General features: G+C 66.3%; 19 protein-coding genes. 15 read left to right on the top strand and 4 right to left on the bottom strand.

Annotated features, from left to right (window positions below):
• The first annotated feature begins 81 nt into the window (after positions 1-81).
• Positions 82-1,353: a hypothetical protein gene (locus ACWIGU_RS37475; RefSeq protein ID WP_454406139.1), complete on the top strand. Its 1,272-nt coding sequence runs from the start codon at positions 82-84 to the stop codon at positions 1,351-1,353.
• Positions 1,354-1,366: 13 nt separating this feature from the next.
• Here ACWIGU_RS37475 and ACWIGU_RS37470 read toward each other — a convergent pair whose 3' ends face one another.
• Both ACWIGU_RS37470 and ACWIGU_RS37465 read right to left on the bottom strand, forming a co-directional pair.
• Entirely contained in the window at positions 1,367-2,272 is a 906-nt protein-coding gene (locus ACWIGU_RS37470) for a hypothetical protein (RefSeq protein WP_454406137.1), read from the bottom strand.
• Positions 2,269-2,682 (bottom strand): hypothetical protein, encoded by a 414-nt coding sequence (locus tag ACWIGU_RS37465; protein WP_454406136.1) that lies wholly within the window; start codon positions 2,680-2,682, stop codon positions 2,269-2,271. The genes ACWIGU_RS37470 and ACWIGU_RS37465 overlap by 4 nt, the downstream gene beginning before the upstream one ends.
• 30 nt (positions 2,683-2,712) lie before the next feature.
• On the opposite strand from ACWIGU_RS37465, the gene ACWIGU_RS37460 reads away from it, so the two are divergent.
• Positions 2,713-5,799, top strand: a complete 3,087-nt coding sequence (locus ACWIGU_RS37460; RefSeq protein ID WP_454406135.1) for a CHAT domain-containing protein — start codon at positions 2,713-2,715, stop codon at positions 5,797-5,799.
• Positions 5,800-6,771: 972 nt separating this feature from the next.
• On the opposite strand, the gene ACWIGU_RS37455 is transcribed toward ACWIGU_RS37460, so the two are convergent.
• Positions 6,772-8,715, bottom strand: a complete 1,944-nt coding sequence (locus tag ACWIGU_RS37455) for a P-loop ATPase, Sll1717 family (protein WP_454406134.1) — start codon at positions 8,713-8,715, stop codon at positions 6,772-6,774.
• Positions 8,716-8,802: 87 nt separating this feature from the next.
• Here ACWIGU_RS37455 and ACWIGU_RS37450 point away from each other — a divergent pair, with 87 nt between their 5' ends.
• The 13 genes from ACWIGU_RS37450 (at position 8,803) to ACWIGU_RS37390 (ending at position 25,601) form a co-directional block, all read left to right on the top strand.
• Positions 8,803-10,668 (top strand): hypothetical protein, encoded by a 1,866-nt coding sequence (locus ACWIGU_RS37450; RefSeq protein ID WP_454406133.1) that lies wholly within the window; start codon positions 8,803-8,805, stop codon positions 10,666-10,668.
• Complete coding sequence (locus tag ACWIGU_RS37445) at positions 10,665-11,852, top strand: serine/threonine-protein kinase (protein WP_454406132.1); 1,188 nt, start codon at positions 10,665-10,667, stop codon at positions 11,850-11,852. The genes ACWIGU_RS37450 and ACWIGU_RS37445 overlap by 4 nt, the downstream gene beginning before the upstream one ends.
• 397 nt (positions 11,853-12,249) lie before the next feature.
• Positions 12,250-13,017, top strand: a complete 768-nt coding sequence (locus ACWIGU_RS37440) for an IS3 family transposase (RefSeq protein ID WP_454406188.1) — start codon at positions 12,250-12,252, stop codon at positions 13,015-13,017.
• 837 nt (positions 13,018-13,854) lie between these two features.
• Positions 13,855-14,340 (top strand): hypothetical protein, encoded by a 486-nt coding sequence (locus ACWIGU_RS37435; protein ID WP_454406131.1) that lies wholly within the window; start codon positions 13,855-13,857, stop codon positions 14,338-14,340.
• 8 nt (positions 14,341-14,348) lie between these two features.
• Positions 14,349-17,051 (top strand): HD domain-containing protein, encoded by a 2,703-nt coding sequence (locus ACWIGU_RS37430; protein WP_454406130.1) that lies wholly within the window; start codon positions 14,349-14,351, stop codon positions 17,049-17,051.
• Between the two features lie 292 nt (positions 17,052-17,343).
• Positions 17,344-18,933 carry an endonuclease NucS domain-containing protein gene (locus tag ACWIGU_RS37425; protein WP_454406129.1) on the top strand — a complete coding sequence of 530 codons (1,590 nt, stop codon included), beginning with the start codon at positions 17,344-17,346 and terminating at the stop codon, positions 18,931-18,933.
• A gap of 197 nt (positions 18,934-19,130) precedes the next feature.
• Positions 19,131-19,256, top strand: a complete 126-nt coding sequence (locus ACWIGU_RS37420; RefSeq protein ID WP_454406128.1) for a hypothetical protein — start codon at positions 19,131-19,133, stop codon at positions 19,254-19,256.
• 1 nt (position 19,257) lies between these two features.
• A complete protein-coding gene (locus ACWIGU_RS37415) occupies positions 19,258-19,539 on the top strand; it encodes a hypothetical protein (RefSeq protein WP_454406127.1) in 282 nt (93 codons plus the stop codon).
• 479 nt (positions 19,540-20,018) lie between these two features.
• Positions 20,019-21,320 (top strand): helix-turn-helix domain-containing protein, encoded by a 1,302-nt coding sequence (locus ACWIGU_RS37410; RefSeq protein WP_454406125.1) that lies wholly within the window; start codon positions 20,019-20,021, stop codon positions 21,318-21,320.
• 9 nt (positions 21,321-21,329) lie between these two features.
• Positions 21,330-22,085, top strand: coding sequence for a TIR domain-containing protein (locus tag ACWIGU_RS37405; protein WP_454406124.1), 756 nt, complete (start codon positions 21,330-21,332; stop codon positions 22,083-22,085).
• Positions 22,082-24,097, top strand: coding sequence for a hypothetical protein (locus ACWIGU_RS37400; protein WP_454406123.1), 2,016 nt, complete (start codon positions 22,082-22,084; stop codon positions 24,095-24,097). The genes ACWIGU_RS37405 and ACWIGU_RS37400 overlap by 4 nt, the downstream gene beginning before the upstream one ends.
• Positions 24,098-24,336: 239 nt before the next feature.
• Entirely contained in the window at positions 24,337-25,149 is an 813-nt protein-coding gene (locus ACWIGU_RS37395) for a hypothetical protein (protein ID WP_454406122.1), read from the top strand.
• 161 nt (positions 25,150-25,310) lie between these two features.
• Positions 25,311-25,601, top strand: coding sequence for a hypothetical protein (locus ACWIGU_RS37390; protein WP_454406121.1), 291 nt, complete (start codon positions 25,311-25,313; stop codon positions 25,599-25,601).
• A gap of 193 nt (positions 25,602-25,794) precedes the next feature.
• On the opposite strand, the gene ACWIGU_RS37385 is transcribed toward ACWIGU_RS37390, so the two are convergent.
• A complete protein-coding gene (locus ACWIGU_RS37385; RefSeq protein ID WP_454406120.1) occupies positions 25,795-26,217 on the bottom strand; it encodes a YjbQ family protein in 423 nt (140 codons plus the stop codon).
• Positions 26,218-26,303: the final 86 nt, after the last annotated feature.

Raw genomic sequence — 26,303 nt, 5'->3', positions numbered from 1 at the left:
TCAATAGATCAGGCCGTGGTTTTCACGTGCAGTTACCGAAAGCGGTGGACCAGGGCTGCACGCGCTGGATACGCTCGCCGGATGCCGATATACACGTACCTCCTCCAAGTTCATCCGAAAGGCGGAGGGAACTGGGCCAACCTTCTCGAACCGCGTTCCGGGTCCCCGGTAGACGGGACCTTCGGCACCGTCGACGTGCCAGAAAGCGGGTTATCGGATGCCGCCACGGACAAGATGAACCGGTTCTCGGGCATGGGGCTCAAGCTGAGAGTGGCGTTCTGGGAAGGGAGGAAAGTAAATGAGCGCCTGTACAGCAATGAAGTCTTCCGCCTGATCTACGACGACGGCAGAATTGTGTATGCCGATGAAGTCGCTCGGGACAGCGGCGACGAATCGTCGCACGGTTCCGGGAATGTGCGGCCCGGGTGTCCTCACGCTCCGCACGACGGTTCATGCGGTCACGATGGCGCGTGCATGCTCGCGCATCACGGCAGGGACTGTGACGCAGTTCGGCCCGTCTGCCCCTCCTGCTTCGACGAGGTGTTTCCCAGCAGGGTTCCGGACATCGTCGAGCAGGTGCGCCGCGCAGGCGAGCTTGTGCTGAGATGCTCGTCGTGCGAACAGCTCTCCTTCCAGTTCGACACCGATCTGATCTGTCACCTGTGCCATTGGCTCGTACCGGATGCAAATGAAGAGCTGGAAGACCGGTTCGCGGCAAATGGCGGCGAATTCCCCCCTCAGCCAGACTCCTGTCCCGGATGCAGCAACCAACTGCCTCAACTCGAGGGGCCTTTCACTTTCGGCTGCCCGAAGTGCGGACAGAGCGTCATTCTCGCGCAGGATGCCTTCCGCCCCGGAACCACCATCAAGACGATGTGCCCGAACCGGGAATGCGGGCTCTACATCACGATCCCGCCGAGCATCTGGTGCCGGGTGTGCGGGCAGAACCTGCGTCCCTTGGACGTCGCCAGGAGGCTGACCCTGGAGGCCAACGACACCCGGCCGCCTGCTCGGAGCAACGTGAGAGAGGGCGACTCCACCCGTCTCTCCCGACGCCTGGCCGAAGCCGCGGACGCCGGCCTGAGGAATTACCCGTATCTCTCGAAAGAGCAGCAAGGGCTTCTCCTGGACAGGGGGTATCTGGACTCGCTGATCCCCTCGGCCGACCAGGCTGACGCATGGGTACGCGGCGCGGTCGAGATCAGGGCGGCCGGCCATCAGCTCAACCGGAACGGTGGCATGCGCGCGATGCAGGAGACCCACCAGCAAGTGATGGAACTCGGCCTCAACTACCGCGATGCGGCCCGGGAGATCGAGCGGCTCTGGGACGGCATCGGAGACTGGTGGGGGTGACAACGGCGGCGCGCTAGGCCGGCGGCAGGTCTTTGCGCCGGAGCAGCGCGCCGATCGCCCTTCCGGTCTCCGGAGTCAACTGGCCCGAACATGGGACACGGAGCTTTTCGGCCATGGAGTGGATGTACAGGTCGCAGGCCGACTCCACCAGTTCGCACAGGCTGCTGATGGCGTCCCGCGTCTTGAGGACGCCGGCCGCGGCGAGGATGACGCAGACGATGAGCACGGGCCACCAAAAAAGCCCCACTCCGCCGTAGAGAACAGCCCACGACACCAACACACTTGACTCCTGATAGGCGAGTTGTGCCGCCGCGATGTCGCTCCTCGGCACCTCCGGCAGTACGGTCCACAGCCGCGGCCAGACGACCGTCAGGTCGAGTCCGTAGGCCCGGTGGATCCTGATACCGGTCGCCATCCAGCGATCGCCGATCCAGGTCGGCCTCTGGGGCCGTTCGAGCCCGATCGACTCCCGCCTCGCCAGCGCGTCGCGGTACTCCGGTCCCACCAGTGCGGCCGACGGGTCCGCGGCGTTGAGGATGTCCGTCCTGAGCCGGGCGGCCGTGCGGTCTGCGGCGTCCCAGCGGCGCCTGCGCCGGTCGCGGAGCCACCTCGCGGGCGCGACGGACGTACCGGGCAGCGCCCAGGTGCGACGGAGCGCCGCTCCAAGTCCGATGGCCGCGAGCCCGACCGCAGCGGCGGCACCGAACACGCCCGCCACGAGAAGTACGGCCTGGGCGGTGGACCGCTGGTCGCCGAGTCGGCGCACCAGAGGTTCTGCCGCACGCGGGTCGATGGAGTGCTCCCAGCCGAGTCGGGCGGCCACGGCCGCGCAGCACAGCCAGAGCAGGCCGGGCAGGAGCACGTTCACGAGCCACCGGTCCGCGATCCTCGCTCCGAGCTGCTGCAGGAAGGCGGTCACCCGCTCTCCACCGAGATCCAGGTCAGCGCGTCACCGGTGACCGCACACCTCCGGATCGGGCTTGGGTCGACAGCGGCATACGCGCGGCCGCAGCGATGAGGATGCGGACATCGCCAGCCGCTTACCGTTCTGAATCCCCCCAGCCCATCCGGCCGGTCGCTCGGCAACGGCTTGTATTCGCGATTCGGGTCTGTGACGCCGTCGAGGCCCGCGTCCGCAGCGGCATCCTCGACGGCGTCGAGCAGTTCGGTCAGCGCGTCCGCGGAACCGGCCCGGATCGCGGCCGCCAGCTCCTCCCAGTTCTCGCTCGGAAATCCCGCACGCTCGATCTCCTCCCGGAGGTCGGCGTCAGACTCAAGACTCTCGCAAAGCTGACTTACTCGCAGCAGAATCGGCGTAAGGTCCGGCATAACTTAATCCTGCCATGGTCACGGGGTTCTATGGTCGAGAATGAGCGTCTCCGGCAGAACGTCATGCATATTCGATGGCAATTGGAAGGCATGCCGCAAAACCATCCGAAACGGGCGGAATTGCACGTCGATCTGACATTGGCGCTTCAGCGTCTGTTCGACCAGTCCCGAGATGTCACCGTGCTGCGCGAGGCGATCACCGCATGCCGGACCGTCATTTTATTCACACCTCCCTCCCATCCGGAATTCGAGGCTCACAACCGGAATCTGGGCAGCTTGCTGTTGAATCTGTTCACGAGCACGACGACGGACCTCGATCCGTGGAACCTTGCGCAGGCTGTGAAGTGGTCGTACCCGTGGGGAGTCGGACCGGTCGGTACCTATTTCACTGATCCCATTCCAGCCGTATCCCTTTATGAGCTCGCGTCCGCACTCCTCCGCGAGTACGAGCGGACGGACGACCTGCCCACGCTGCGCGACGCCGTGACCGCGGCGCGGCGCGCTGTGGAGGTCATGCAACCCCATGACCCGGCCCTCGACACGTATCGCGAGACGCTCGCCTCGATGCTCTGGCTGCTTTCCGGACGTACCGGTGACCTCGAGATCCTGGACGAGGCATCCGGGTTGATCCGGCGGTCGCTGAGCGAAGCCCGACGAGAGAGCGAGGATCACTCTGCACGGCGGAACCTGCTCGCCCTTGTGCTGAAACGGCGGTACGAGCTGACAGGTGACGTGCCCGCTCTGCGCGATGCGGCGGAGTTCGGCCGCGAAGCGGTCGCGACCGCGCCGGGTATCGGCCGTGAGGCCACATCCTTCACAGGCAACCTGGCCGACGCTCTCCGGATGTTGTCCGAACGGACGAGGGACCTGGCCATGGCGCGGGAAGCGGTGTTCTACGCGCGCGAGGCGATCGGCGGTCTTCGGCCCGACGATCCCGAGTGGGCCGGAACCCAGGCCGTTCTGGGCAGCTCATTGGTCCACCTCGCCGACCGCACGGGCGATGAACGGACAGCCGCCGATGCCACGAGGGAAATCGAGAAGGCCGTCACCGCCACCTCGGTGAACCATCCCGACTACCTGCCACGACTCAACGTGCTGTACCGGGCATTGATGAATGAGTACGGCCACTCAAAGGATCCAACGCTGCTGGAAAAGGCATTGGAGGCCGCACGGGACCTGGTCGGGACGGCGCCCGCAGACCATCCTGAGCGGGGAAAGTATCTGTCGCATCTCAGCACGGCGCTGCGCGAGTTGTATGTGCGCAGTGAGACAGCTCCGGTCCGAGCCCTCGATGAATCCATAGAGTTCGCGAAGCAAGCGGTTGCCAGTACTCTGCCCAATCACCCTGACCGCGCCGATTGCCTCTCCAACCTCGGTGAGTTGTTGCAGCTGTCGTTCGAGAGGACCGAGTACCCCGCGACGCTGCGTGAGTCCGTTCCGCCCCATTCGGCGACCGCCAAGATGAGCGGAGCGTCGATCAGCCAGCGCATCACGGCGGCTCAGCGGGCGGCCGTTGCGGATCTCCGGCTGGGGCGTGTGCGGCGCGCGATGGCGATGATCCGGCTCGCGACGGAGCTGCTGCCGCAACTGGGACTGCGAGACGTGGACCGCGCCGACCGGGAGCATCGGGTCAGCAGCGCGAACAGGCTTCCCGCGACAGCTGCGGCGACCGCCATCGCCGCGGGCCAGCCTGGTTACGCGGTCGAACTGCTGGAACAGACCCGCGGAGTGGTCTTCGCAGGCACGCTGGACACACGGGACGACGCAGCCGAACTACGGGCCGCAGCTCCCGATCTCCTGCCGCGGTTCCAGGAGATCCGCGACGCGATCAACGCTGCCGATCACGAGATCACGCTGCCGTCCTTCGGCGAGCACCGCGACGCCACGGGACGCCACTCGCGCGAACTCGCCGCCCGTCGCGTGGCGCTCAACGAACAGTGGGACGCTCTCCTCGAAGAGATCCGCCATCGGCCCGGCCTGGCCGGCTTCCAACGACCCACGCCCATCGCCGAGCTGTGCCGACACGCGGACCGGGGTCCGGTCATCTACGTGACGGCGGAGGAGACGAGCGCCCACGCCCTGATCGTCCGCAACGATCCCGATGAGCCGACCCGCACCGTGCACCTTCCCGCCGCGGTCACTCGGAAGGCGGTCGTGCAGCAGGCGGATGCGTTCCGTACAGCTCTGCGGGTCACCACCGACCGGCAGCAGCGCGCCCGGGCACGACGTGAAGCACAGCAACAGATGCTGGCCGTGCTCACCTGGACATGGACCAACATCACCGAACCCGTGCTCGACTCTCTGGGCCACACCGGTCCCCCGCCGGAAGGCCGGCGTTGGAGCAGGGTGTGGTGGTGCCCGGTCGGCGTGGTCACGATGCTGCCCCTCCATGCCGCGGGCCGCTACGAGCCGATCGCACGGTCCGAGACGGTCATGGACCGCGTCATCAGCTCCTACACGCCCACCATACGCGCGCTGGCCCACGCGCGGCGCGACGGTTCCGGTACAGAGTCCGCGCTGGTGGTCGCCGTTCCGGACGCACCGGACTGTCCGCCGCTCCACGGTGCCGCCCAAGAGGCCGACATCGTGGGCGACTTCATCCCCGGAGCGACTGTCCTTCCGGCTCCCGGCGTTGCGACGGACCGCGACGCCGTGATCGAAGCACTGCGTCGGCACGGCATCGTCCACCTCGCGTGCCACGGCTACGCGGACCTGCGCGATCCGTCGGCGAGCCGACTGCTGCTGCACGACCACGTGGCCAACCCGTTGACACTGCACGCCATCACGCGCCTCGCTCTCCGGCATGCCCGACTGGCCTACCTGTCCGCCTGCAGCACGACCGACACCAACCAGGAACAGGCGGACGAGGCGACGCACCTCACCGCGGCCTTCCAACTCGCCGGATACCGCAGCGTCATCGGGACGCTGTGGCCCATCAACGACCGGACCGCGATCACCGTGGCGCATGACTTCTACACCAGCCTCACCGCCGATCGGACACAACCGGCCGACCCGGAGCTGGCGGCCGAGGCCCTGCATAACGCCGTACGCAAACTGCGCGACAAGACCCCGGCGCTGCCCAGCCGTTGGGCCGCCTACATCCACTCGGGAACGTAGCCGACTGGCGTGTCGACCGTCCGGGCCACTGGAAGGTGTCCCTCACCCCGATTCGCAACATTGCCTTTCCTGGTGCGGTCGACACGACGATGACCGTCGGCATGTCCGCGCGCAACGCCGCCACGAACTCCCGCTCCAAGTCCTCCGCGTCCTTCACGTCGACCGAGTCGCAGCCAAGCCGCGTGCCACCTGTTGATGGATCAGCAGCCGCCCCTCAGCTCGGGAGCGTCCTCATCGCGAGTTGAAGGCGCCCCCGAACTGGCCCGCTTCTTCGAGGGCCTGGTGGTAGCCATGACGCGCGGAATGCGGTGAATGGTGTTGTCCAGAGGGAGAGTTGAGGTTACTCCTAGTCGGAGCCGACTCCGTCGCCGTCCGCGTCGTGCCAAGTATCAGGACTCATGAGCAGTTCAGGCCCCGCCGCTTCACGTGACGGGGCCGAAGTTGCCGACCGACTCGCATAGCCCGGTTCCCAAGTCGGTCCACGGCCTCGAAACCTGTCCACAGCTCAGTTGGTGCGGCCGTACTTGCCCATTACAGTGCAGCTCAAGCGGCTCACCCACCGAAGAAACTCAACCGAACGCGACGGCTGTCGTTATCCACGTTCGTATCCGCCAACCTCCGTTAAGACAACCCATAGGATAGATGTGCTGACCGGCAGGCAATCCAGTAGCCACCTGCGCCAGTGAGGTGCAGCCAGAGCAGGCGCCCCCCCGACCACGGCCGTCGTCGGGCCAGCGGTGGTCGTCAGCCTCCGACCAGACCCGCACACCGTCAGTTAACGCAGATGCGCTACCCAGAGCCTTCGTTTGACAGGGCGGCGGTCAACCGCGCTTGGTCGGGCACGTCAACATCGTTGAGTGGTACGCGTGCCGGGTAGACAGCGGCTCTGACCCCGATGTTCGCCAGTGCGCGGCGGGGAGTGGTGAGGGCACACCAGACCAGCTTATTTGACCGCAAACCAGAGCCGCCTCATCAGCCGGAGGAATCCGAACCGCCTCCAGCGCCAACCGCTCCTCCGAGTGCCCTCCTCAGCGCCCGCGACTCGTCGGCGAGGCGACGGGCGAGAGGCTCATCGCGGAGTCCGCTGTCGTTCAAACAGGCATGGGACACGGCGAGTCGCTCGGTGACGACGCCGATCAAGTCTTCCACCATGCCGGAGGTCAAGCCCGAGCCGGGGAGAGGCAAGGCATCGATCTTCCTGTTGAGGAGATCGATGCCTTGCTGTACCTCGGAGTGGGCGGCGGACGGCAGGCCCGACCGTTCAAGTTGCCGCTGCAGGCGCGACAGCGCTGATGTTGTCTCCTCCAGCAGTCGCACATGGCGGTCCGCCTGGAACCCGGCATCCGTCGTGACGACATTCCGCAAAAACGCGGCGTGATTCAATGCCCCCGCCATCGTCCCCTGATTGCCGATGCCCACATACACCCTGCCGTCTTCAGCGCCCGTCGGCGTCCGGCAGCCGAGCGCCGGCCGAAAGCACGGATGGACACGCAGGTTTTCCTCGTACGGCTGGACAGGCCACTGCGAGTCACCGGCGTACACCACGCCATCACCACGGCTTACGCCTAGGAAGCCGATGCCGTATAGGGCGTCGATGACCGAGGTGGCCGTCAACTGCTCGGTGTACGCGGAGTATCTGTCGTGAAGGGCCTCCCGGGTCGCGTCGAACCGCACGGTGAAGTCGTTTCGGTCCACGGCGTAGCCAGCGTTCTCGAACTGGGCGAACACCGGCCGCAGGAATGGAAAGCCGACGTTGTACTCCTTGGCGAGGTCATCGAGCTTCCATCGGGAGAACTGCTCGGCGGCCTCCATGACGTCCTCTTCGTGGATCGTCGGGCGTCCCGAGCGGTCAGCTGCGTCCCTGCACAGCGTGAGGAACTGGATGATGTCGCGGGGTCGGGCAAGGGAGCGCCGCACGAGGTAGTCCGGGGTCCACTCGCCGGCGACCCGGGGTGGGAAGACGCCGTCCCACAGCTCCTCGTCCGAAATCGGCCGTTCGAGCGACAGGCTGGCACGGGCTCGGGCCAAAGAACGTAGAGCAGACGGGCTCCAGGTGATTCGGACTTCGTCACTGCGGAACTTGTCCCCGTCCGCGAAGTTCAGCGCATCATAGATGTCGGCCCGCACAAAGAGCACGCAACGCACCGCGTGCCTATATGCCGCGGCAGCGTGCTTGGCGCCGAGCAGAAGACCGGTGACCATCGCGTGGCTGTCCGAGTCGCCCTGCCACACCTGCTCCAGCTGGTCTACGAGGATCAGTAGGGGTTTCTCCCCCGCCGCGACACAACCGAGGTCTTCGAAGGCAGCCCGCACGCCCGCCTCGAGCGCGTCGAGCTGCCGTGTGGCCCGCGCGCCCTCGGAACCTGTGCCGGGTTCACCCCCGGCGCTGACACTCGCCTCGAGGCCGAACATCTTGACCGACAGGGTCGCCGACTGCAGCAGGCGCGTGCCGCGCCGCAGGCGGTCGGTGAGCCGTCCGTCGCCGCTCTCGTCGTTGGCCTGGAGAAAGTCTTTGAGGACGCGTACGGAGGCTGGAGCGCGCCACTTCTTATGGGTTTCGGCATGTTCGGTGACGTACTGGGCCGCGTGCACGGCGAAGATGTAGCGCCAGATCAGGGATTTAGCGGTGTCGGCGGTTAGCCCTTGCAGCTCGAAGCGCCGGATCTCGTCACCTGCCGCGTCGTCCGGCGTGATGAGGGCAGTGCGTCCCGGATACCCGCCGCCCGCGAGATGGGCACAGATGGCACTCTTGCCGGAACCCTTGCGCCCGACAACGAGCGACTTGCGCCCGGCCAGTACGGCCTCCGAGGCGTACGTGGACTGGAAGCCATCACGCAGCAGACCGTTGGCGAAATCAGACTCCGCGTCGTCACGCCCGAAGAAGAGCTTCTTCACTGGCTGGTACGGCTGCTCCACGGATCCCCCTGCGTGGTTGCTGCTGAACCGCTCAGGTTAGCGGTTCGGGATCGCCTGCACCGTTGCACACGGATAATGGTGCGCCGGATGCAGGATCGAGTACGGGCGAGGTTCAAACCGGCAGCAGAACTCGGGGGCATGGTGAGCGAAGGGTTCCAAGTTGATCCACTTGACCGCGAGTTAGCGGAGGCTGTCCGTTCTCTCGTTGCAGGTCAGGAGCACCAGGACGAGATACTAGGAGTCGTCTCGAGGGGGATCTCCTCGCTCGACACCGCAGTCTCCTCAGCACAGTCGGAGATCGCCGCGCTTCGGGGTGACCTCGACGCGACAATCGCCGAGTTGAGGAACGTGGCGCATTCCGTGCGGGTCGTAGACAACTCATTATGCCAACTTCGTGAACAGTTCGCTGAGTTCACGGAACGGTACGCCAAGGATCAGGTACGCGCCGCCGCCGAGGCCGAGCTGGCGCGGCTCACGCTCGATTGGCAGAGCCGCTTCGAGCAGCGTCGACGTACGCGTGCTCTCGCCCACAGTCTCGTTCACACGCTCACTCGAGACGCTGTGGAGCGCGGCGTCGTCGATGTTGCCGCTGTTGAGGCTTGCGCCGCGGAACGCCTGCTGATGGAGCCGTCGTACTGGCTGGCTCCGGCTGTAGTCGCGCTCGCAGCCCGCCATCGAGGTGAGGCGCAGCGTGCTCGCCGCGCCGTGAGCCATGCCTACTCCCTCGACGCCGCCAAGTCCAACCTGTTCTTGGCCTTGACCTGTTCACGCCTGGGCGAGTTCAAGGAGGCCGCCCGTCGGATGGATCAGTACCTCCGTTCCATCGATTCCTACGCCCTGGATGAGGACTTCCAGATCGTGTTGGACGCGGTGGCTTGCCGAGAGCTCGGCGATGATGCACACTCCTACGCCCAACTCGCCATGAAGCGCTGGGCGGGCCAACTGGACCTAGCCGACGGCGGCGGGCCCGACCCTGTGGCCGACCACTTGTGGGAGCTGCGGAACCGCCTGCCGGCCGATGCGTTTCCCGAGCTGGGTCAGCTGTGCGCAACGGAGTGGGACCGGTTCAGGCGGGGCTGGGAGCTAGCCAGCGTCCCCGTCGCCGCACTGGACTACCTACAAAGGCAGTTTCCGCCCGAACCGGCGGACTGGTCCGAGTCGGGCACATACGCAGAGGGAGCGCTGGGAGCCCTGATCGACCGGTACGACGAGGAGGAGCAGGCGCTGGATCGCCGCATGGAGTACTTGCGCCGTGTCATCGATCACGGTGGAGACGTGGACGCAGCCCGCCGTTCCGTCAATGCCGATGACGACGCACGCGAGCCCACCGACCTCCGCACCCTCCTGGTCAACGCCGTCTTCGCACCGAGATCCGTCCTTCTCGGCAACGAAGCCCGAAGGTTGGTCCTGCGCACTCTGTGGCCACGCGTGCTGGGCGCTGCAGAAGAGTGCGCAGATCGGGCCCGGCACCTGCTGCCCAGCGAACTCGTCATCGGAACGGACGAATGGAGTTCCGTCGTCCCCGCCGATCCGTCCACCAACGTGGACGCCGAGCCCCTCGTCGCTGAACTGGCCGGAGCCATAGAGGAGCGCACGGGTCGGCGCGTGGATGCAGTGCGGCTGAATCGGACCCGGCTGTGGGGAGCTGGGGTGCTGACTCTGATGGCCGGCGTTCTCGCCTTCATCACGGCGGCGGGGGTTGCCCGCGTGATCTGCGCGTGTCTCGGCCTCGGGTTCGCGGGGTGGGCGGCGTATGAATGGCGTCGGGTGCCGGTCCGTAGACGGGAACTGCGGACAGCGGGGTCCGGGCTGGCGCGGCGCCGCGTTCGGACGCTCCGCCTTGGGCTGCGGCAGCGGGAGAAGTTCTTCGGCGTGTGGCATGACCATCTGCACGGGTCCGACGGGTTGCGAGCATGGGGCACCGAGACCTGGCGAGAGGAGGAGTTGACGTGAGAGAGCCGGCGCCCGCAGAGGATGGTTCCAGGTTCGTCGGAAATGGTCGATATGAGCTCATTGCCCACCTAGGCAGCGGTGGGATGGGGGACGTGCTGGAGGCCCGGGATGTCCGCCTCGACCGCAGGGTGGCGCTCAAGTTCCTCGGCGCCGGGCGCCTCACGGGCGCAGCTCCGGGTAGTGAACGCTTCGCCCGGGCAAAGGAGATGTTCGTCCGCGAGGGCCACACGATGGCCCGGGTCGATCACACGTACGTAGCGACGATCTACGACTGCGAGGTCGACGGCGACGACCCCTTCCTCGTCATGGAACACATCGACGGTCGCCCTCTCGTGGAGTACCTGGGCAACGACCCCCTACTGCTGGAGCAGACCGTACGCTGGAGCAGACAGATCGCCGAGGGTCTCGCCGCCGCACACCGCGAGGGCGTGGTACACCGTGACATCAAGCCCGCCAACATCCTCATCACCCACGACAACAGCGAGGTGCGCATCATCGACTTCGGGCTCGCCCGCTTCGCTGATGCCACCGAGTCGCACACCGACATCGGGACACCGCTGTACAGATCACCGGAGCGATGCCGCTTCGAATCGGGGGACGAGCGGAGTGACCTGTATTCCCTTGGGTGCGTGATGTACGAGATGGTGATCGGCTGGCCTCCGTTCGGCGATCGGCACTCGGACCCCGCGGCACTGGCCAAGGCTCACCAGCATCACCCCCCGGTCCGACCCGGCCAGCAAGTGCCGGATGTACCTGACGCCCTCGATGACCTGATTATGTCGCTACTGGCCAAGCATCCGGCCCACCGCCCTCGCAACGCGCACGCGGTGATCCGGGCGATCCAGGAAGTAGAGCGGTCCCTCGATGCGGCGGCAGCGACGCGACGACGGCTGTCGGGGCACGACACGACTCAGGTAGACGCTGGAATCACAGAGCGCATCAGGGACGCCCAAAAGCGCGTCCGCCGCCTGTCACTTCAGTTTGGGTCAGCCCACGCGGAGACTCTCGTTGCCCGCGGTGAACTCGCCGAAATGACCGGCGAGTCCGGCGACGAGCGCGGCGCGATAGAGCTGTACGAACGGATAGGCCGCGATTGTCAGCGACGTTACGGACCTCACGACCGCAGGGCCCTGGACGCGTTCGAGAACATGACCCGCTGGACCGAGGGCGGGTTCGAGAGATGAGCGCACAGCAGGTTGCGCATTCTGGGCGCATCACGGGCAGGACATCCCGCCCCAGCCCCTTGTCCATTCGCAGCTCGGTCATTGAACCGTTCCGGGTTCGGTAGGGACTCGATCATTTGAGAGGATCGAGTCATGGCACGTCCCTAAGAATGTGAGGTGGTCCGGGAGGACCGGGTATGGCTGATGGCACGTTGCCCTCGAGGGCTCGGAAGGAATGGCCGCCCGGTCCTCTGGGACGCTCCGACCTCTCACAAGGGCCGCTTCGGCGGCGTCGAGCCGATCTGCCGGGTCCTCACCGACCACGACTGCAAGATCGCCCCCTCCACCTACTACGCCCACCCCCAAACGCCAGGCCGTCCCCGCGGCCCGCACCGTCCGCGACACCGAACTGTAGCCCCTGATCAAGAAGGCGTACGACACCAACTACCGTGTCTACGGCGCCAGGAAGATCTGGCGGCACTTGAATCGACAAGGCCATCCCGTGGCCCGCTGCACCGTCGAGCGCCTCATGCGCGAACTCGGCATCACCGGCGCCGTCCGCGGCAAGAAGGTGGTCACCACGATCCCCGCCCCCGCCGCACCCAGGGCGCCGGACCTGGTCGACCGCGACTTCGTCGCCGACGCACCGAACCGCTGCTGGGTCGCAGACTTCACCCACGTGGCGACCTGGACCGGCGTCGTCTACGTCGCCTTCGTCGTGGACACCTTCTCGCCCCGCATCGTCGGCTGGTCGGCCGCCACCACGAAGGAGACCCGGCTTGTCCTGGACGCGCTGGAGATGGCCTTGTGGCAAGGCGACCGCGACCAACACCCCTACATTCGCCGTGAGTTGATACATCACTCGGACGCCGGGTCCAAGCAGTACACATCGTTCAAGCTGGCCGACCATCTGGATGCCGCCGGCATCGCGGCGAGCATCGGCTCGATCGGGGACGCCCTGGACAACGCCCTGATGGAATCGACGATCGGGCTCTACAAAACCGAGTTGATCAAGCCCCAGAGGCCGTGGCAAACGCTCTCCCAGGTCGAGCTCGCCACCGCCGAGTGGGTGGACTGGTACAACCACAGTCGACTCCACGGTGAGATAGGGCACATCCCGCCCGTCGAGTACGAAGCAAACCACTACCTCATCACCACGAAACCCCAGGTCACACCCAACATCTGAGGTCTCTACGGAACCCAGAACGATTCACTTTGCCGTGAGCTGAACAACCTGGCCGTCCGGCTTGCCAGGCTCGGCCACTATCTAGAGGCCAAGGATGTGGCCGACGAAGGCTGGACGGTTACCCAGCGCCATATTAACGAGCAATCGAAGGCCGCCCAAGAGCTCCGCACCCAGTCCCGAGGCATCAGGTCATGGCTACGAGACGCCATGGCGGCGACTGCTGACTCCGGGCAGTGAGGCCGACTTCTGGGGGGAGTGGGCCTACACCCTGCTGCGCCTTCGCCGCGAGGAACGGATCACCCTGGCCTTGACCTGCGCCGGGCACGTTTCCTCGCTTGGTGCGGCTGGAGATCACTCCTACAGTCACGGATGTCGCGGAATTACCCGAGGAACGACAGTCGGACCTGACGGTCCGTGTTGCTCGTGTTCGTGTCCGCGAATCTCTCCTAAGACAACCGTCACCCTAGACCTTGAACTGGGCCCTACTGGCCGCCCCTTCATTCGGGACGAAGAGGTCGTAGGCCGCCCCGTCATGCCGACACGATGCCGCCCTCGTCGAGTACGTCTCCTCTCCGACCGCAGAAGGCTACAGCCGGACACGAAGGAGGATCCCTCCGGCGGACAACGTCCCGCACCGACGAGCTGCGTATACGCGCCAGGTTCCGGCGCACGCTGTCGAGTTGGTCGTGCAGTCAGTGCAGCTGTTCCATGCGCTGCATGGAGTCCGCCGCCGCTGACGCGCACTTGCGAGCCCGAGGCTTGGTCGACGAAGTGTCGATGAAACGGGCGCCGGGCAAGCATGAGTTGCCTATGCTGCTGGAGGGGACGGGGAGGGCGATGGCGACGCCGGGAGAGAGCAGGCCTGAGATGGCCGCGCTCCGCGACGAGTTCGCGTTGGAGCGGTACCGATACGTCCTCCAACAGATCCATACGGTCAACGAGAACGCGCACCGGTTCCTAGCCCTCTACCAGACCCTTGCCACCGCGCTCGTCAGCGCTGCCCTCGTCCTGTTCGTCGGGTACCGGAAGTGGGGACTCGACCCGGCCACCGCACGAGGCGGAGTCATCGGCCTGCTGGTCCTCGTCACTTTGGTCGCCGCCTTCACCGCCCTGCTGATCACAGTCGGCGCGCTGGCCTGGCTCGACTACCGCAACGAAGAGTGCGACATCACCGACGAGCTCATCGGCTCCAATTTCCGGAAACGGCCCCGCCCGGGCAACTTCCTGCGCTGGTACGAGACGTACGTCGTCCTGTTCATCCTGGTCTCGGTGCTCACCATGTGGATGATCGCCGCATTTCTTCTCCTGCCGGCAATGAGGTGACCGCCCCCGTGTCCGAGCACGACTACACCAGCACGTACCTGTGGCAGACCGCTCTTGCCACACGCTCGGGTAAGGACCCTCATCACGAACAGCGTGAGCGACTGCGCACGTCATTCCTCGGGCTCAGGAAGAAGGCAGCCGTACTCCTCCAGGAGAACGCGCATAGCATGCCCGAGTTCACCGTGCACGACATCACCCATGTAGATGCCTTGTGGGAGACCGCCGATCTCATCTGCCGTGACAAGGTGACGCTGAATCCGGCCGAGGCCTACGTGCTGGGGTGTTCCTTCGTGCTCCACGATGCCGCGATGGGAGAGGCCGCGTACGGAACGAGCGTCCCCGAGACCCTGGGAGAGGACCGATGGCGCGATCTCCTCTCAGTGGCCTATTACCGCAAAGAGGGGTGCTGGCCCGACCGGGACCAGCTCGACTCGCCTCCCACAGAAGTCGCTGACGCGTGCCGGGCCACTGCCATCCGTGAAACGCACGCCGAGCAGGCGCGCCGACTGGTGGACCACTCCTGGAGGTCCAGCGCGGGCAACGACATTCATCTTCTCGACGACGTTCTGCTGCGGGAGGCGTATGGCCCGCTCATCGGTGATCTGGCGGCCAGTCACTGGTGGCCGGTGGACCGACTCGCCAACGAGTTCCGCCGGGAGGCGAACTCATGGCCATGGCAGCCCCGTGACTGGACCATCGACCCACTCAAACTGGCCTGCATCCTACGGCTGGCCGACGCGACGCAGATCGACGGCCGCCGTGCACCCACTCTGCTGTTCGCACTCCGCAACCCTCAGGGAGTCGCCCGGGAACACTGGCAGTTCCAGACCCACGTCAGCCGTCCCGATCTCAACGGTGACCGCGTCACGTACACGTCACTGCGCCCGTTCCTCGCGCAGGACGCACCGTCGTGGTGGCTGGCGCTCGACTATCTACGTGGCATTGACCAAGAACTCAAAGCCGTCGACGCTCTCCTGCACGACCTCGGCCGGGACCGGCTCGCCGCCCGCGCCGTCGCCGGGGTCGATTCCCCGGAGCGCTTCGCCGAGCACTTCCGCGTCCAGGGCTGGCGCCCCATAGACGCGACGGTGAAGGTCTCCGACGTCCCCTCATTGGTCAAGCGGCTGGGCGGGGAACAGCTCTATGGCAATGAACCCGAGGTCGCCGTAAGGGAACTTATTCAGAATGCCCAGGACGCCGTCCTCGCCCGCGAGGCACTGCAGACGGGCTTCCCGGACGGGCGCATAGAGATACGGCTCACCGAGACCGAAGGTTCTTGGTGCCTGGAAGTCCGGGACAACGGGGTCGGCATGGACGAGGAGACCCTAATCCACGGGCTGCTCGACTTCGGCAACAGTGGTTGGAGCTCCCCCAGCCTGCGCAATCGGCTGCCCGGACTGGCCGGCGGCGGTTTCAAACCCAGCGGCCGGTTCGGCATCGGGTTCTTCTCGGTGTTCCTACTCGGCGACCAAGTGGAACTGATCACTCGTCGCTACGATGCCTCGGTCCAGGACGCCCGGCGTCTCAGCTTCGATGGCCCCTCCCGCCGGCCCCTGCTCACTCCCGTGGAGACACGGGGCTGGATCCCAGAGGGCACGACCGTGCGCGTCACGCTCAAGAAGAACCCCAACGACGTGCAGGGTCTTCTCTATAACGCGGCAGATGACCGTCTCACACAGCTCATCCGACGTCTGGTGCTGGAGAACGCGGTGCCCATCCACACCTGGGAGCCCGCCGCCGCCGAGAGTGAGGTGCTCGCACCGTTCTCCTTGGCCACTGGGTCACCGGACGAGGTCTTCGACCGTCTCTACCCGCCCTCGCCCGACAATTTGCGCATCGGAGACGAGAAGCAACGCCTGCAGATGCGGGACGACTTCGTCGCACGGGCCACCGAATTGCTGGACGGCGACAACAACCGCATCGGGCTGGCCACACTTTGGACCAACCTCCACGCCCACAGCAATTACAGCTTCCGAGGCGTCGTAACGCTTAGCGGCTTCCTGGCCGACCGCTCGATCAACTTCTCCGGCTACCTGGCCGGACAGCCCAGCCGCGCGTCACGAGACAAAGCCGACCCGATCGCCGATCAAGAGCAGGTGCAGCGTTGGCTACGGGCCCAAGAGCAACACCTCCGCGACACCAACCAATTCAACAAGTCCCTTCAGTTGGACCTGGCCGGAATCCTGTACCGGGCTTTCAACGCACTCCCTGAGGACGTGGCCTTCGTCCTCACGTCACAGGGACCGCTGCGTTCGTCCGAGGCCGTCGCGTGGGCCGCGCGGCGTGACCGGGTCTTCCTGGCCCGCGGAGCTCCCCTGCACTGGCACTCGAGACCTCCGAGGGCCTATCACACGGCCTCCCTGGAGCCGGTACAGCTGCCCTCCGACTGGATCCTGATATGTGAGAGTTATCCGTACCCGCCGCTGTCGGAAGTCTTCCCACTCGGGGCGAACCGCGACACCGACTACGAGTTCGCCCGCAACCACACGGGAACCACCTGGCAGAAGGCATGGTGGCGGTTTTCGAGCGGCCTCGACGGACACATTCTGCGCCTGCTGTGCGATGCCTGGTCCTGCACGCTTGAGTCGCTCCTTGCCCCTGTGGAGCGCCGGAACTGGTCGGACACCATGCAACTGGACGACGAGAACCTCAGCACTGTATGGGGCTATCTGTTGAATCGCCCCGCGGCCACCGAGTCCGCCGATTCCTGACCAAGGGGCCGGTCGCGCTCCGGGCTCATCCCGGGCCGGCACCTATGTCGAGGGCACCCGGCGCGGCGCCACCGAACGGCGCGTCAGCAAGTTGAGACAGTTCCGTGCGGTCGCCACCCGCTTCGAGCGAACTGACCATGCCTACTCGGCGTCGACGCTATGGCATCGTCACTCTGGGTACAGCCGTTGATCGGGCAATGGCACTGCGCCAGCGGGACGAGCGGATCGGCCGCGCAAGGAGCTCCCACCGCCCTGGGGTCTATGTCAGACCGCACCGCTACTGTCTTCGCTCATGACCGCATTACTCGAACGTGAGCTCCGGGACCTCTTGGCGGAGCAGTTGGACGTTCTCGAACCAGGACTGACCCTCGTCCGATGCGAATTTGCGTTGAGCGACCCGCCACTCCGTACGAGGGGATGGATCGACATCCTTGCTCGTGACCGACACGGCCTGTGGGTGATCATCGAGTTGAAGCGTGCTACGTCCACATCGCGTGAGGCGTTGCACGAAGTCGCTAAGTACGCAGAGCTGCTTCAGCGCGACAAGCAGGTCGCATCTGACCGCATCCGTGCCCTCATCGTGTCGACCGATTGGCGGGAACTACTCGTCCCGGTGAGCAACATGGCCCGTGACTGGAGCCATGACCTTCGCGGTTACGAACTTCAGGTGTATGACGATCGGACGCTCAGCGCTGAGCGCGTCGCGATGCTTCCATCATCAGCTGAGCAGTACGTCACACCGGTGCACGGCATCTACCTCTACGCGAGTCCCCAAGACCGAGACCGAGGATGGAACCACATACGGCAGATTGCTTCCGAGATCGGCGCGCCAAACCTCCTTGCTGCCGACTTTGAACGCGTCAGCGCCAAGGACGGTGTCAGTGCGCATTACGGCCTATACCTGGGTGTCGGCACCGTGGCGTGGGACAGCGCGTTGTCGGGCTCCCCTGAAGTAGATGGATACGCTGCGAAGCACCCGGCCGAGTACGAGGCACGGTGCGAAATCGACGCACGCGTTCGCTGCGTCGAAGTCGGGTCGGCGTACCCAGGGGTGCTGGGCACTCTCCTAGGCGATCCCAATTGGGAGATCACCGGGTATCGGGGCAGTGGAGCGTTTGCCCTGGGCAACGGGGCGTACGAGGAACGCGATTGGCTGCAGATGCTAATCGGTCACGATCGAGGGGATGGGCACTTCAAGTACATCGGCTCCGCCAATCCCCGGTTCACCAGTCGGTGGGCCACTTTTGTGGATCAGGCCATGACCAGCCTCGGCGGTAACCCCGAGTGGGAGATGCTTGTCCCGGCGTGGCTGGAGCGAGTTGCCGAGCAGCCAGGCGACATCGATGTTGTCTTGTGGATCTACAACCCCTGCGACCTGATTCAGACCGTCATATACGGATGGCCGGATGAGCTCGCCCAGTGGGAACCACGCATCAAAGCCGTCGCCCGCTTCCCCGACGGCAGTCGCTCTGTCGTCGAGGGGAAGCTGTTCACGAACAGCACCGGGGGTGCACCAGGCTTCCACCATTACGCCCACGAGGTATACCGCGATCCGGTGAGCTGGATGACAACTCGATATGGCGGCACCACCTGGATCAGCGATCTGGATCTGGTTCGCCGCCTGGGGCTGCGCTACATGATGCTTGAGATCACGATCGACCACCCTGGGCCACCGGCCCCAAAGGACGAGCGTGGACTCTGGCTGGTCGAGGACGGGCAAGCGACCCGCTACTCATCCCATTCCCCGGAGTTCTTCATGGCCTGGCAGCTCAACACCTACGGGGGGAAGCTCGTGGCTCTTCGAGAGTTCCTAACGACGTACCGCAACGAAGTCAACACGCTCCGCATCGAATACCTCAACTGCATAGACGTGAGGCGCTGACTTCCCGTGGTCACGCGACCCAGATGCTCACTGGCCATTCACGCCCATGGGGCTGATGCAGGTTTGGGTGACAAGTTAACCTGCCCCACCATTTGGGCTCCAGGTTCGGTGACTGACCGGCGGGAGGGATGATGTCTCTGTGGGAGAGTACTTCGTACTCGATGGGGGTGCGGTAGCCACTTCGACAACGTGACGGGATGGATACCGAGCTCGACGGCGGTCTGCTTGGCCTGTTTGCTGACTTGGAACAGCGCGACAGCACGCGCCCCAAACTCCTGGGGGATAGGGGCTGGGACGCCGAGATCCACAACGCCTTGCCGTGACATGCTCCCGGTCGGCTCGGCGGCGGGCGGCGACGCGCTCGTGGAACTCGACGTCGCCTTCCTCGTTGTGCGCGACCACCCGCCGGTTGCCAAGGTCGAGCACCGATACGGAGAGCCGCAGCGAGACGACTTGGCCACGCTCCAGGTGCTCGATGGCGAATACAGCCTCGCCCGCCCCTGTTCCCGGCCCGCGCGTCGGGCCACGCCCATCTCGCGCTCAGGCACCGAGGTGATGGTCGCTTCGGCGACCTGTCCGACGGGAAAGTTGAAGCGCAGGAACTGAACTTTGACGACCCGGTTGCCGGTGTTCTCGACGCGGAAGTCGACCGAGCTCAAGCCACCGATCGAGTAGCCGTTGGAATTCAACTGCAGTTGCTGGCACAGGGTTTCGTCCGTGGACACCCCGCCGGTCCAGCTGGCATCGGCCATGATCAGGGCCACAAAACCGCGTCGCCGGTACGTCAAGTGCGCCCAGGCCACGCGGATCGGCCTGTCGGCAAGGTACCGGCCTGACGACGAAGCCGGTGTTCCTCTGCCCGAGTCGCCCCGGCCCGCGCCGGGCAACGCCGCTTCCGGCCCTGGAGGCACGGCTCGACGACCGGCCCCGAGCTCGGAGCTGACTCACGCCTGGCGAATGCGGAGCCCCGCCCCCGGAAATGGAAACGGGAAACAGCGTCGATCGCCTTGTCCGCCCAAGTGGGAGTGCCGCACTCTTTCGTGCAGCGACAACCCGGCCTGGGTGGAGGGGCTTTGGAGGAACTCATGCCGGAGCCGTCCACCGAGTTCGGCGAGGAACTGAGGAAGCGGCGGCTGCAGGCCGGAATGAGCCTCACGGCCTTGTCCGGCGCCGTGCACTACAGCAAGGCCCAACTGAGCAAGGTCGAGCGAGGACTCAAGACGCCCAGCCGTGACCTGGTGCGGCTGTGCGACGCGGCGCTCGGCGCCGACGGAGCGCTGGTCGTCCTGGCCACCCGGACCGCCCCCAACACCTCTGACACGCCGGACGAATCCGGACACGGTCATATCGACGAGGAGGACTGGATCATGCATCTGTCGCCGGACGGCCCGAATCGGTTCCAGACTGTGGGCCGACGCAAGGTCATGAGCGCGGGCGTCACCTCACTCATGAGCTGGCGAGCGGGCGGCGCCGCCCCTGCTGCCGCGGCCTCGGGCGACGGCATGCTGGATGCCTCGCGTTCGCTGTTCACCCACTACCGGAGACTCGGCCAGACGGTGGCGCCCGGTCTCCTGCTGCCCGCTCTGATCGCACAGACGCACACACTGCGCGAACTGTCCGCGCACACCGACACCGGTTCCCGCAGGCAACTGCTCGCCCTCGGCTCCCGCTACGCCGAATACGTCGGCTGGCTTGTGCAGGAGACCGGGGACGAGCAGGCCGCTCTGTGGTGGACGCAGCGGGCGGTGAATCTGGCGGCAGCCGGCGGCGACCATGCACTGGCGGGTTACGCCCTGGTCCGCAGGGCCCTGGTCACGATGTACCGGAACGATGCGGAGCAGACCATCGCGCTGGCCCGCCGCGCGCAGAGCGGCACCCTGCCGCCACGGATCCAGGGCCTGGCCGCACAACGCGAGGCACAGGGGCACGCACTCGCGGGTGACCTCAACTCCTGTCTGCGCGCCCTGGACCGCGCTCGGACGCTACTCGCCCGCGAGGACAGTGCCGCCGACGAACCGGTCATCGGCACGATGCATCTTCCCGACCCGGTCAGCATGCTCACCGGCTGGTGCCTGGTCGACCTCGGACGGCCGGCCGAGGCGGGCGAGGAACTCGACCGGCAGATCGCCTTGGTGGGCAAGGACGCGGTGCGGACGCAGGTGCGGTACGGCGTACGGCGTGCGCTCGCCTACGCGTCCGCGGGCGAGATCGAGCATGCGTGTGCCCTTACGGAACCGCTGCTCGATGGCGTGGCCGTGGTGAGATCGGCGACCGTCATCACCGATCTCCGGCGTCTCGCCCGCGTCCTGGCCCGCCACTCCGACCATCCGTACGTACGTCAGCTCGGGCCGCGACTCGGCACGTTATCGCGTTCATTCACTTCCTAGGGGGACGACATGCACGAGGTTTTCATCAACTACCGCACGGGCGACGGAGACAAGACCGCTGCCCTGCTCTCCCAAGAGCTTAAGCGGCGCTTCGGCCCGCAGCACATATTCCGCGCGTCGGACTCCATCGCACCTGGCGAGTATTACCCAGACTCCCTGCTGGCCGGGCTGCGCCGCAGCTCTCTGCTTCTCGCGATCGTCGGTCCTGACTGGGCTAACTTCCGCTCACGGTTGCGGAATCCAGAGGACTGGGTGCGCAAGGAGATCGAAGAGGCGCTCAAATGCGAACTGCCGGTGGTCCCCATTCTGGACGGGCGGAAGACCAACCGGCTCAGCAAGGCCGACCTGCCGCCAGAGCTTGAGCGCCTCGCCGACCTCCAGTCCCTCCCGTTCGACACCCACGATGTCGATACCTGCGTCAAACGCATCGGCGATCTGGTGGCGGAGATGGTCCCGGGGCTTGAGGACCTGGACCTGGTCGATGAGACAGCACCGACTGCCGGCACCGTGACGAACTCGATCAGGGAGGTGGGCGGGACGGCGGTGCAGAGCCGGGACTTCGACGGCGACATCAGCGGCACTATGGTCAAGGACACTCACGGCTCGGTGCACACCGGCAGCGGCAGCATCTACAACCACTCCCGGCATGACTCGGGCGTCCGGAACATCTCGGGCGACGGAATGACGTACGTCGAGGGCGACAATCGCGGCAACGTCCAGCACCGCTTCGGTGCACCGGACCGGCGCGAGGACGGAAGCAGGTGAGCGAGCACGGCGGCACGCGCGTCGAAGCCCCCCACGGCCCGGTACACACGGGGCCCGGCAACATCTACGTCACCATGGAATCGTCCCCGCCGGGCGCGGACAGACCAGTGTTCCGACGCCGCGCCGATGACCAGCTGAGTCACCTGCGCCGTGTGCTGGTCAATCCTCCGGGCATGGGCAGGGCCCGCGAGGTGCTCGCCGACACGGGGACCGTCCTCCTGGAGGGTACGCCGGGCAGTGGCCGCACCGCGGCAGCCCGTGTGCTCCTGCGCGAATGCCGCCAGGGCACCGGCGTCTTCCACGAGCTGCTGCCCGGGGAGGAGGACGAACTGGCCCTCCATGACCCGGCCCTGGTCGGAACCGGGGACCAGTTGTTCCTCGATCTGTCCGCCGCGGACGACCGCCACTGGTCCGCGGCGAGGGCCGACCTGCCCGCGCTCCGCAAAGCCGTGCACGAGCAACGCGCCCACCTGGTAGTCGTCATGCCGCACGGCGGCACACTTGATCCCGACCTGCAGTACTACCGGGTCACTATCCGGCCGCCGGTTGGCAAGCAGGTACTCCGACGGCATCTGCGCATGCACGGCCTGCCGTACGAGCAGTACATGCCTGATAACACCACCGTGGACGAGTTCCTGGTCGTCGACCGGCCGATGCGGGAGATCGCGGACTTCGCCGACCTGGTGCGCCGCGCCCGCGAGTCCGCTGAGCCGTCCGAGGGGTTCGCCGAGTGGTGCGCGACGGCCATGAGGGCCCGCAACGACCGGCGCCGGGAGGTCGCCGCACTCGTGGCCGACCGGTCCGAGGCACCGCAGCGAGCATTGCTGATCGCCGTGTCCATGCTCCACGGGGCGCACGCCGATGTAGTCCACCGCGCCACCCATCTCCTCCTGCATTCGCTCGGTCCCGCGTCGGACGACGTTCCCCTGCTCCAGCACAAGGATCTCGCCGAGCGGCTCGTGGAGATCTCCGCCGGCGCGGGGCCCGCCGGGCATGTGCACTTCACGGAGCTGGATCAGGACTCGGCCGTCCGTGCTCACTTCTGGGACCACATGCCCGACCTGCGGCCCCACCTCGGTACCTGGGCCGCAAGTGTCGTGGATCTTGACGAAGCGCACGTCGGCGCAGCCGTTCGTGGCAGCCTGGTGACGCGTCTGGCCGGCCAGTATCTGCGGACCGGGCGCTGGGAGGGACTGGCTGCACTCGCCGAAGGGTGGAGCAGCCAGGAGCGGACGAGCAGGGCGCGGTTCGACGCGGCTGTACTTGCCCTCACCTGCGGCCTCCAGGACCCGGCACACGGCAGGGAGTTCCGGCACCGCGTTTACCAGTGGTGCAAGGAGCGTCCCCTGCACGGGGCATTCGCCGACGTCCTCATCCGTCTGTGCGCCGACGTCATCGCGACCAGCCATCCGGATCAGGCACTCCTCCGCCTCTACTACCTGGCCAGACGCGAGCGCGCCTCTGCCGGACCCGCCGTGCGGGCGCTGGACGCTCTGGTGACCGGCAGCCGCCGACTGCGCCGAAGGCTGCTGGACCGCCTTGCCCGCTCGGACCGATTCGGCCTCTCGGAACGCGACCTGCACATATTTCTGCACATCTGCGATCCGATTCCACTCGCTGACGACGCTTCCGCCGCCCCACGTGCCTTGGTGGAGGAGAACGAGGTGCAGCGCTCTTTGACCACCTGCTGGCATGCCGTACTGGCCACGCTGCCCCGCGCACAATGGCAGCCGCATGCCGCCCGCTGGTTCCACCGCGCGGGCGACAGCACGGGACACCACGGTGAACTGCTGCTCGACATCATGGTCGACGCCGCCGGGCAGTGCGGGGAGAGGCGAGGCGGGGTCTTCGCCGCACTGTATGCAAGCGCCCGGGCGGCTGAACCCACGGCTCCTGGAGGCCCCGTACAGGGCGCCGAGTCCACCGAACTCCTCTTCCGGAAGATCGGCGCCGCTCAGCGTCGTGGCCCAGCCCAAGCTCCGTCGGCATCGGCCAAGGAGGCCCGACTGTGACGACCGCCCGAAAGACCACCACCGTTTTCCTCACCGTCCTGTGCGGACTGCTACTCACGATCGTCGGCCTGACCCAGCGATGGCCCCTGTGGGCATGGCCGGCGCCGGCCGTACTACTTCTGGGCGTGCCCCTGGCAGTGACCCGTATCGCCGCACGGCGCCGCGGCTCCGTCCCGGTCAGCTTCGAGGAACAGCTCACGGCAACCCCGGTGGAGCGCACGGACTGTTCTGTCCGCGGTGTGGCGCTGCCCAGTCTCTGGGACGACTACAGCTTCGTGTTCTCGGCAACCGTCCGCTGGCATCTGCTCGAACGGCCCGGCGGTGGCCCCGTCCTCAATCCGGCGGGCCTCGCCGTCGAGACGATCCTGAACCGGGCCCGTGCCGTCACCGAGCTGCGCGAGCCCGGTCAGGCCTCACTCGTGCGGCACGAGCTCAGCGGGGCGCTCAGTCGTCTGTACGCGGACCCCTCGGGGAGTCTTCAGGCCATGGCGGACAACGTCAGCCTGGTCCTGCCCGACCCGGACCAACAACTGCTGGACCGCCTCGCCGACGTGCGCAAGGACAAGGCCGTCTGGGAGCACCGGCGCAAGTACGAACAGAGCAGACGCCAGTACCTGGGCGACGACGTGCTGAAGGACACTGGCAGCGCGGTTGTCTGGTGGCTCGCCAGGAACGAGGAACAGGTGGAACAGACGGTGGCGGACCTGCCCCTGATCGCGCAGCTCACGTCTGCAGCAAACGACACGGAGATCCCTGAACGTCTCCAGAACCTGATGCTGCAGCGTATGGGCGACCAGCCCACTTCCGAGCTCGCTGCAGAAGAACGCAAAGCCCAACGTACGGCCGCAGATCATCTCTCAGACTTCTTCGACGCACTGGGCTTCGAGGAGGGTGACGACCGACGTTCGATGCTGGCCAAACAGATCGCCCACCTGATTACAGAACAGAACCGCCACGAGACGGCCGAGGACCTGCTGCGCCGCTTCGATCCGCCGGCGACCTTCACGCCGGGCGACGACGAGGACTCATCAGGGAGCACCGATGGACGCTGAGTTGACCGCACTTGCGGCCTCCGGAGCAACCACGCTGGTCTCCCTCATGGCCACGGATGCCTGGGCACAGGCCCGTGATTTGGTCAGCCGCTTCCTCGTCCGCGAGGGTTCGCCCCCCCGCTGCCCTGGCCAACCTGGACGAGGCCAGATCCCGCCTGCTGGTGACCACCGACTCCCCAGAGGACGAGCGGCCCCGTATTGCCGTCAGAACCGAATGCCAGTCCCACCTGGAGCACCTCACCGCAACAGGCTCCGTCACCCACGCCGAACTCCGCACCATGATCACCGCTCTGCAGCGACTCGCCTCGACCTCCATGTCCCGCCAGGGCACGGTCCACAACAAGGTCGATGGCGGCGTCCACCATGCCCCGATCATCCAGTCGGGCCGCATCACCGGGCTCACCCTGCACGTTCACCGGCCCGCTCCCGGGCCGGGCGAGCAGCAGTCCTGACGAGGAAGGCGCGCTGCAACCCGCCTGGCCATTCGCCTCGAGGAGCAATTGATGTACAGCACGGCAGTGCGCGGGCCGAGGTGGTCGTCGGTGCTCTAGCACTGGAGATTCGGCTGCGGGCGAACTGCAGAGTGTCAGACTGGGTCATTTGGCGCGGCCGGACTTCAGACCTACCGTCGGCGACATCATCACCTCACGCAAGGAACGACAGCCGAACCTGGCGCCGCGCGTTGTCCTTGTTCGTATCCACCAGGCACACCGACTGCCACGTACCCAGTTCCAGGGCGCCGGCGATCACCGGGAGGGTGGCGTGGGGTGGGACCAGGGCCGGGAGGACGTGGTCGCGGCCGTGGCCCGGGGAGCCGTGGCGGTGTTGCCAGCGGTCGTCGGCGGGGAGCAGTGAGTGAAGGGCGGTGAGGAGGTCGTCGTCGCTGCCCGCGCCCGTCTCGATGACGGCCACACCCGCCGTCGCGTGGGGCACGAAAATGTTGAGCAGGCCGTCGCGGCCCGCGGCGACCTCGCTCAGGAAGGTCTCGCAGTCGTGGGTCAGGTCGACGACCCGCTCCTCGAAGCCGGTGGATACGTTCAGGATGCGCGTGGTGAAGGCGTCGGACATGCGTCCCATCCTCACTCACCCGGCGCCATGAACGCCCGATCCGCGCCCGTCACCTGATACAGCGCGTCCATCCATCGAGACGGCAT

Source organism: Streptomyces sp. NPDC055400, assembly GCF_053644375.1.
This window is presented reverse-complemented; position numbering and strand designations above follow the sequence as displayed.

Bases quoted from the DNA above. Each gene is read 5' to 3' on its own strand.
- ACWIGU_RS37460 (WP_454406135.1), top strand. From the start codon at position 2,713: ATGGTCGAGAATGAGCGTCTCCGGCAGAACGTCATGCATATTCGATGG.
- ACWIGU_RS37420 (WP_454406128.1), top strand. From the start codon at position 19,131: ATGGATACCGAGCTCGACGGCGGTCTGCTTGGCCTGTTTGCTGACTTG.
- ACWIGU_RS37435 (WP_454406131.1), top strand. From the start codon at position 13,855: ATGGCGACGCCGGGAGAGAGCAGGCCTGAGATGGCCGCGCTCCGCGAC.
- ACWIGU_RS37465 (WP_454406136.1), bottom strand. From the start codon at position 2,682: ATGCCGGACCTTACGCCGATTCTGCTGCGAGTAAGTCAGCTTTGCGAG.
- ACWIGU_RS37405 (WP_454406124.1), top strand. From the start codon at position 21,330: ATGCACGAGGTTTTCATCAACTACCGCACGGGCGACGGAGACAAGACC.
- ACWIGU_RS37450 (WP_454406133.1), top strand. From the start codon at position 8,803: ATGCAGGATCGAGTACGGGCGAGGTTCAAACCGGCAGCAGAACTCGGG.
- ACWIGU_RS37415 (WP_454406127.1), top strand. From the start codon at position 19,258: ATGCTCCCGGTCGGCTCGGCGGCGGGCGGCGACGCGCTCGTGGAACTC.
- ACWIGU_RS37410 (WP_454406125.1), top strand. From the start codon at position 20,019: ATGCCGGAGCCGTCCACCGAGTTCGGCGAGGAACTGAGGAAGCGGCGG.
- ACWIGU_RS37425 (WP_454406129.1), top strand. From the start codon at position 17,344: ATGACCGCATTACTCGAACGTGAGCTCCGGGACCTCTTGGCGGAGCAG.
- ACWIGU_RS37385 (WP_454406120.1), bottom strand. From the start codon at position 26,217: ATGTCCGACGCCTTCACCACGCGCATCCTGAACGTATCCACCGGCTTC.
- ACWIGU_RS37475 (WP_454406139.1), top strand. From the start codon at position 82: ATGCCGATATACACGTACCTCCTCCAAGTTCATCCGAAAGGCGGAGGG.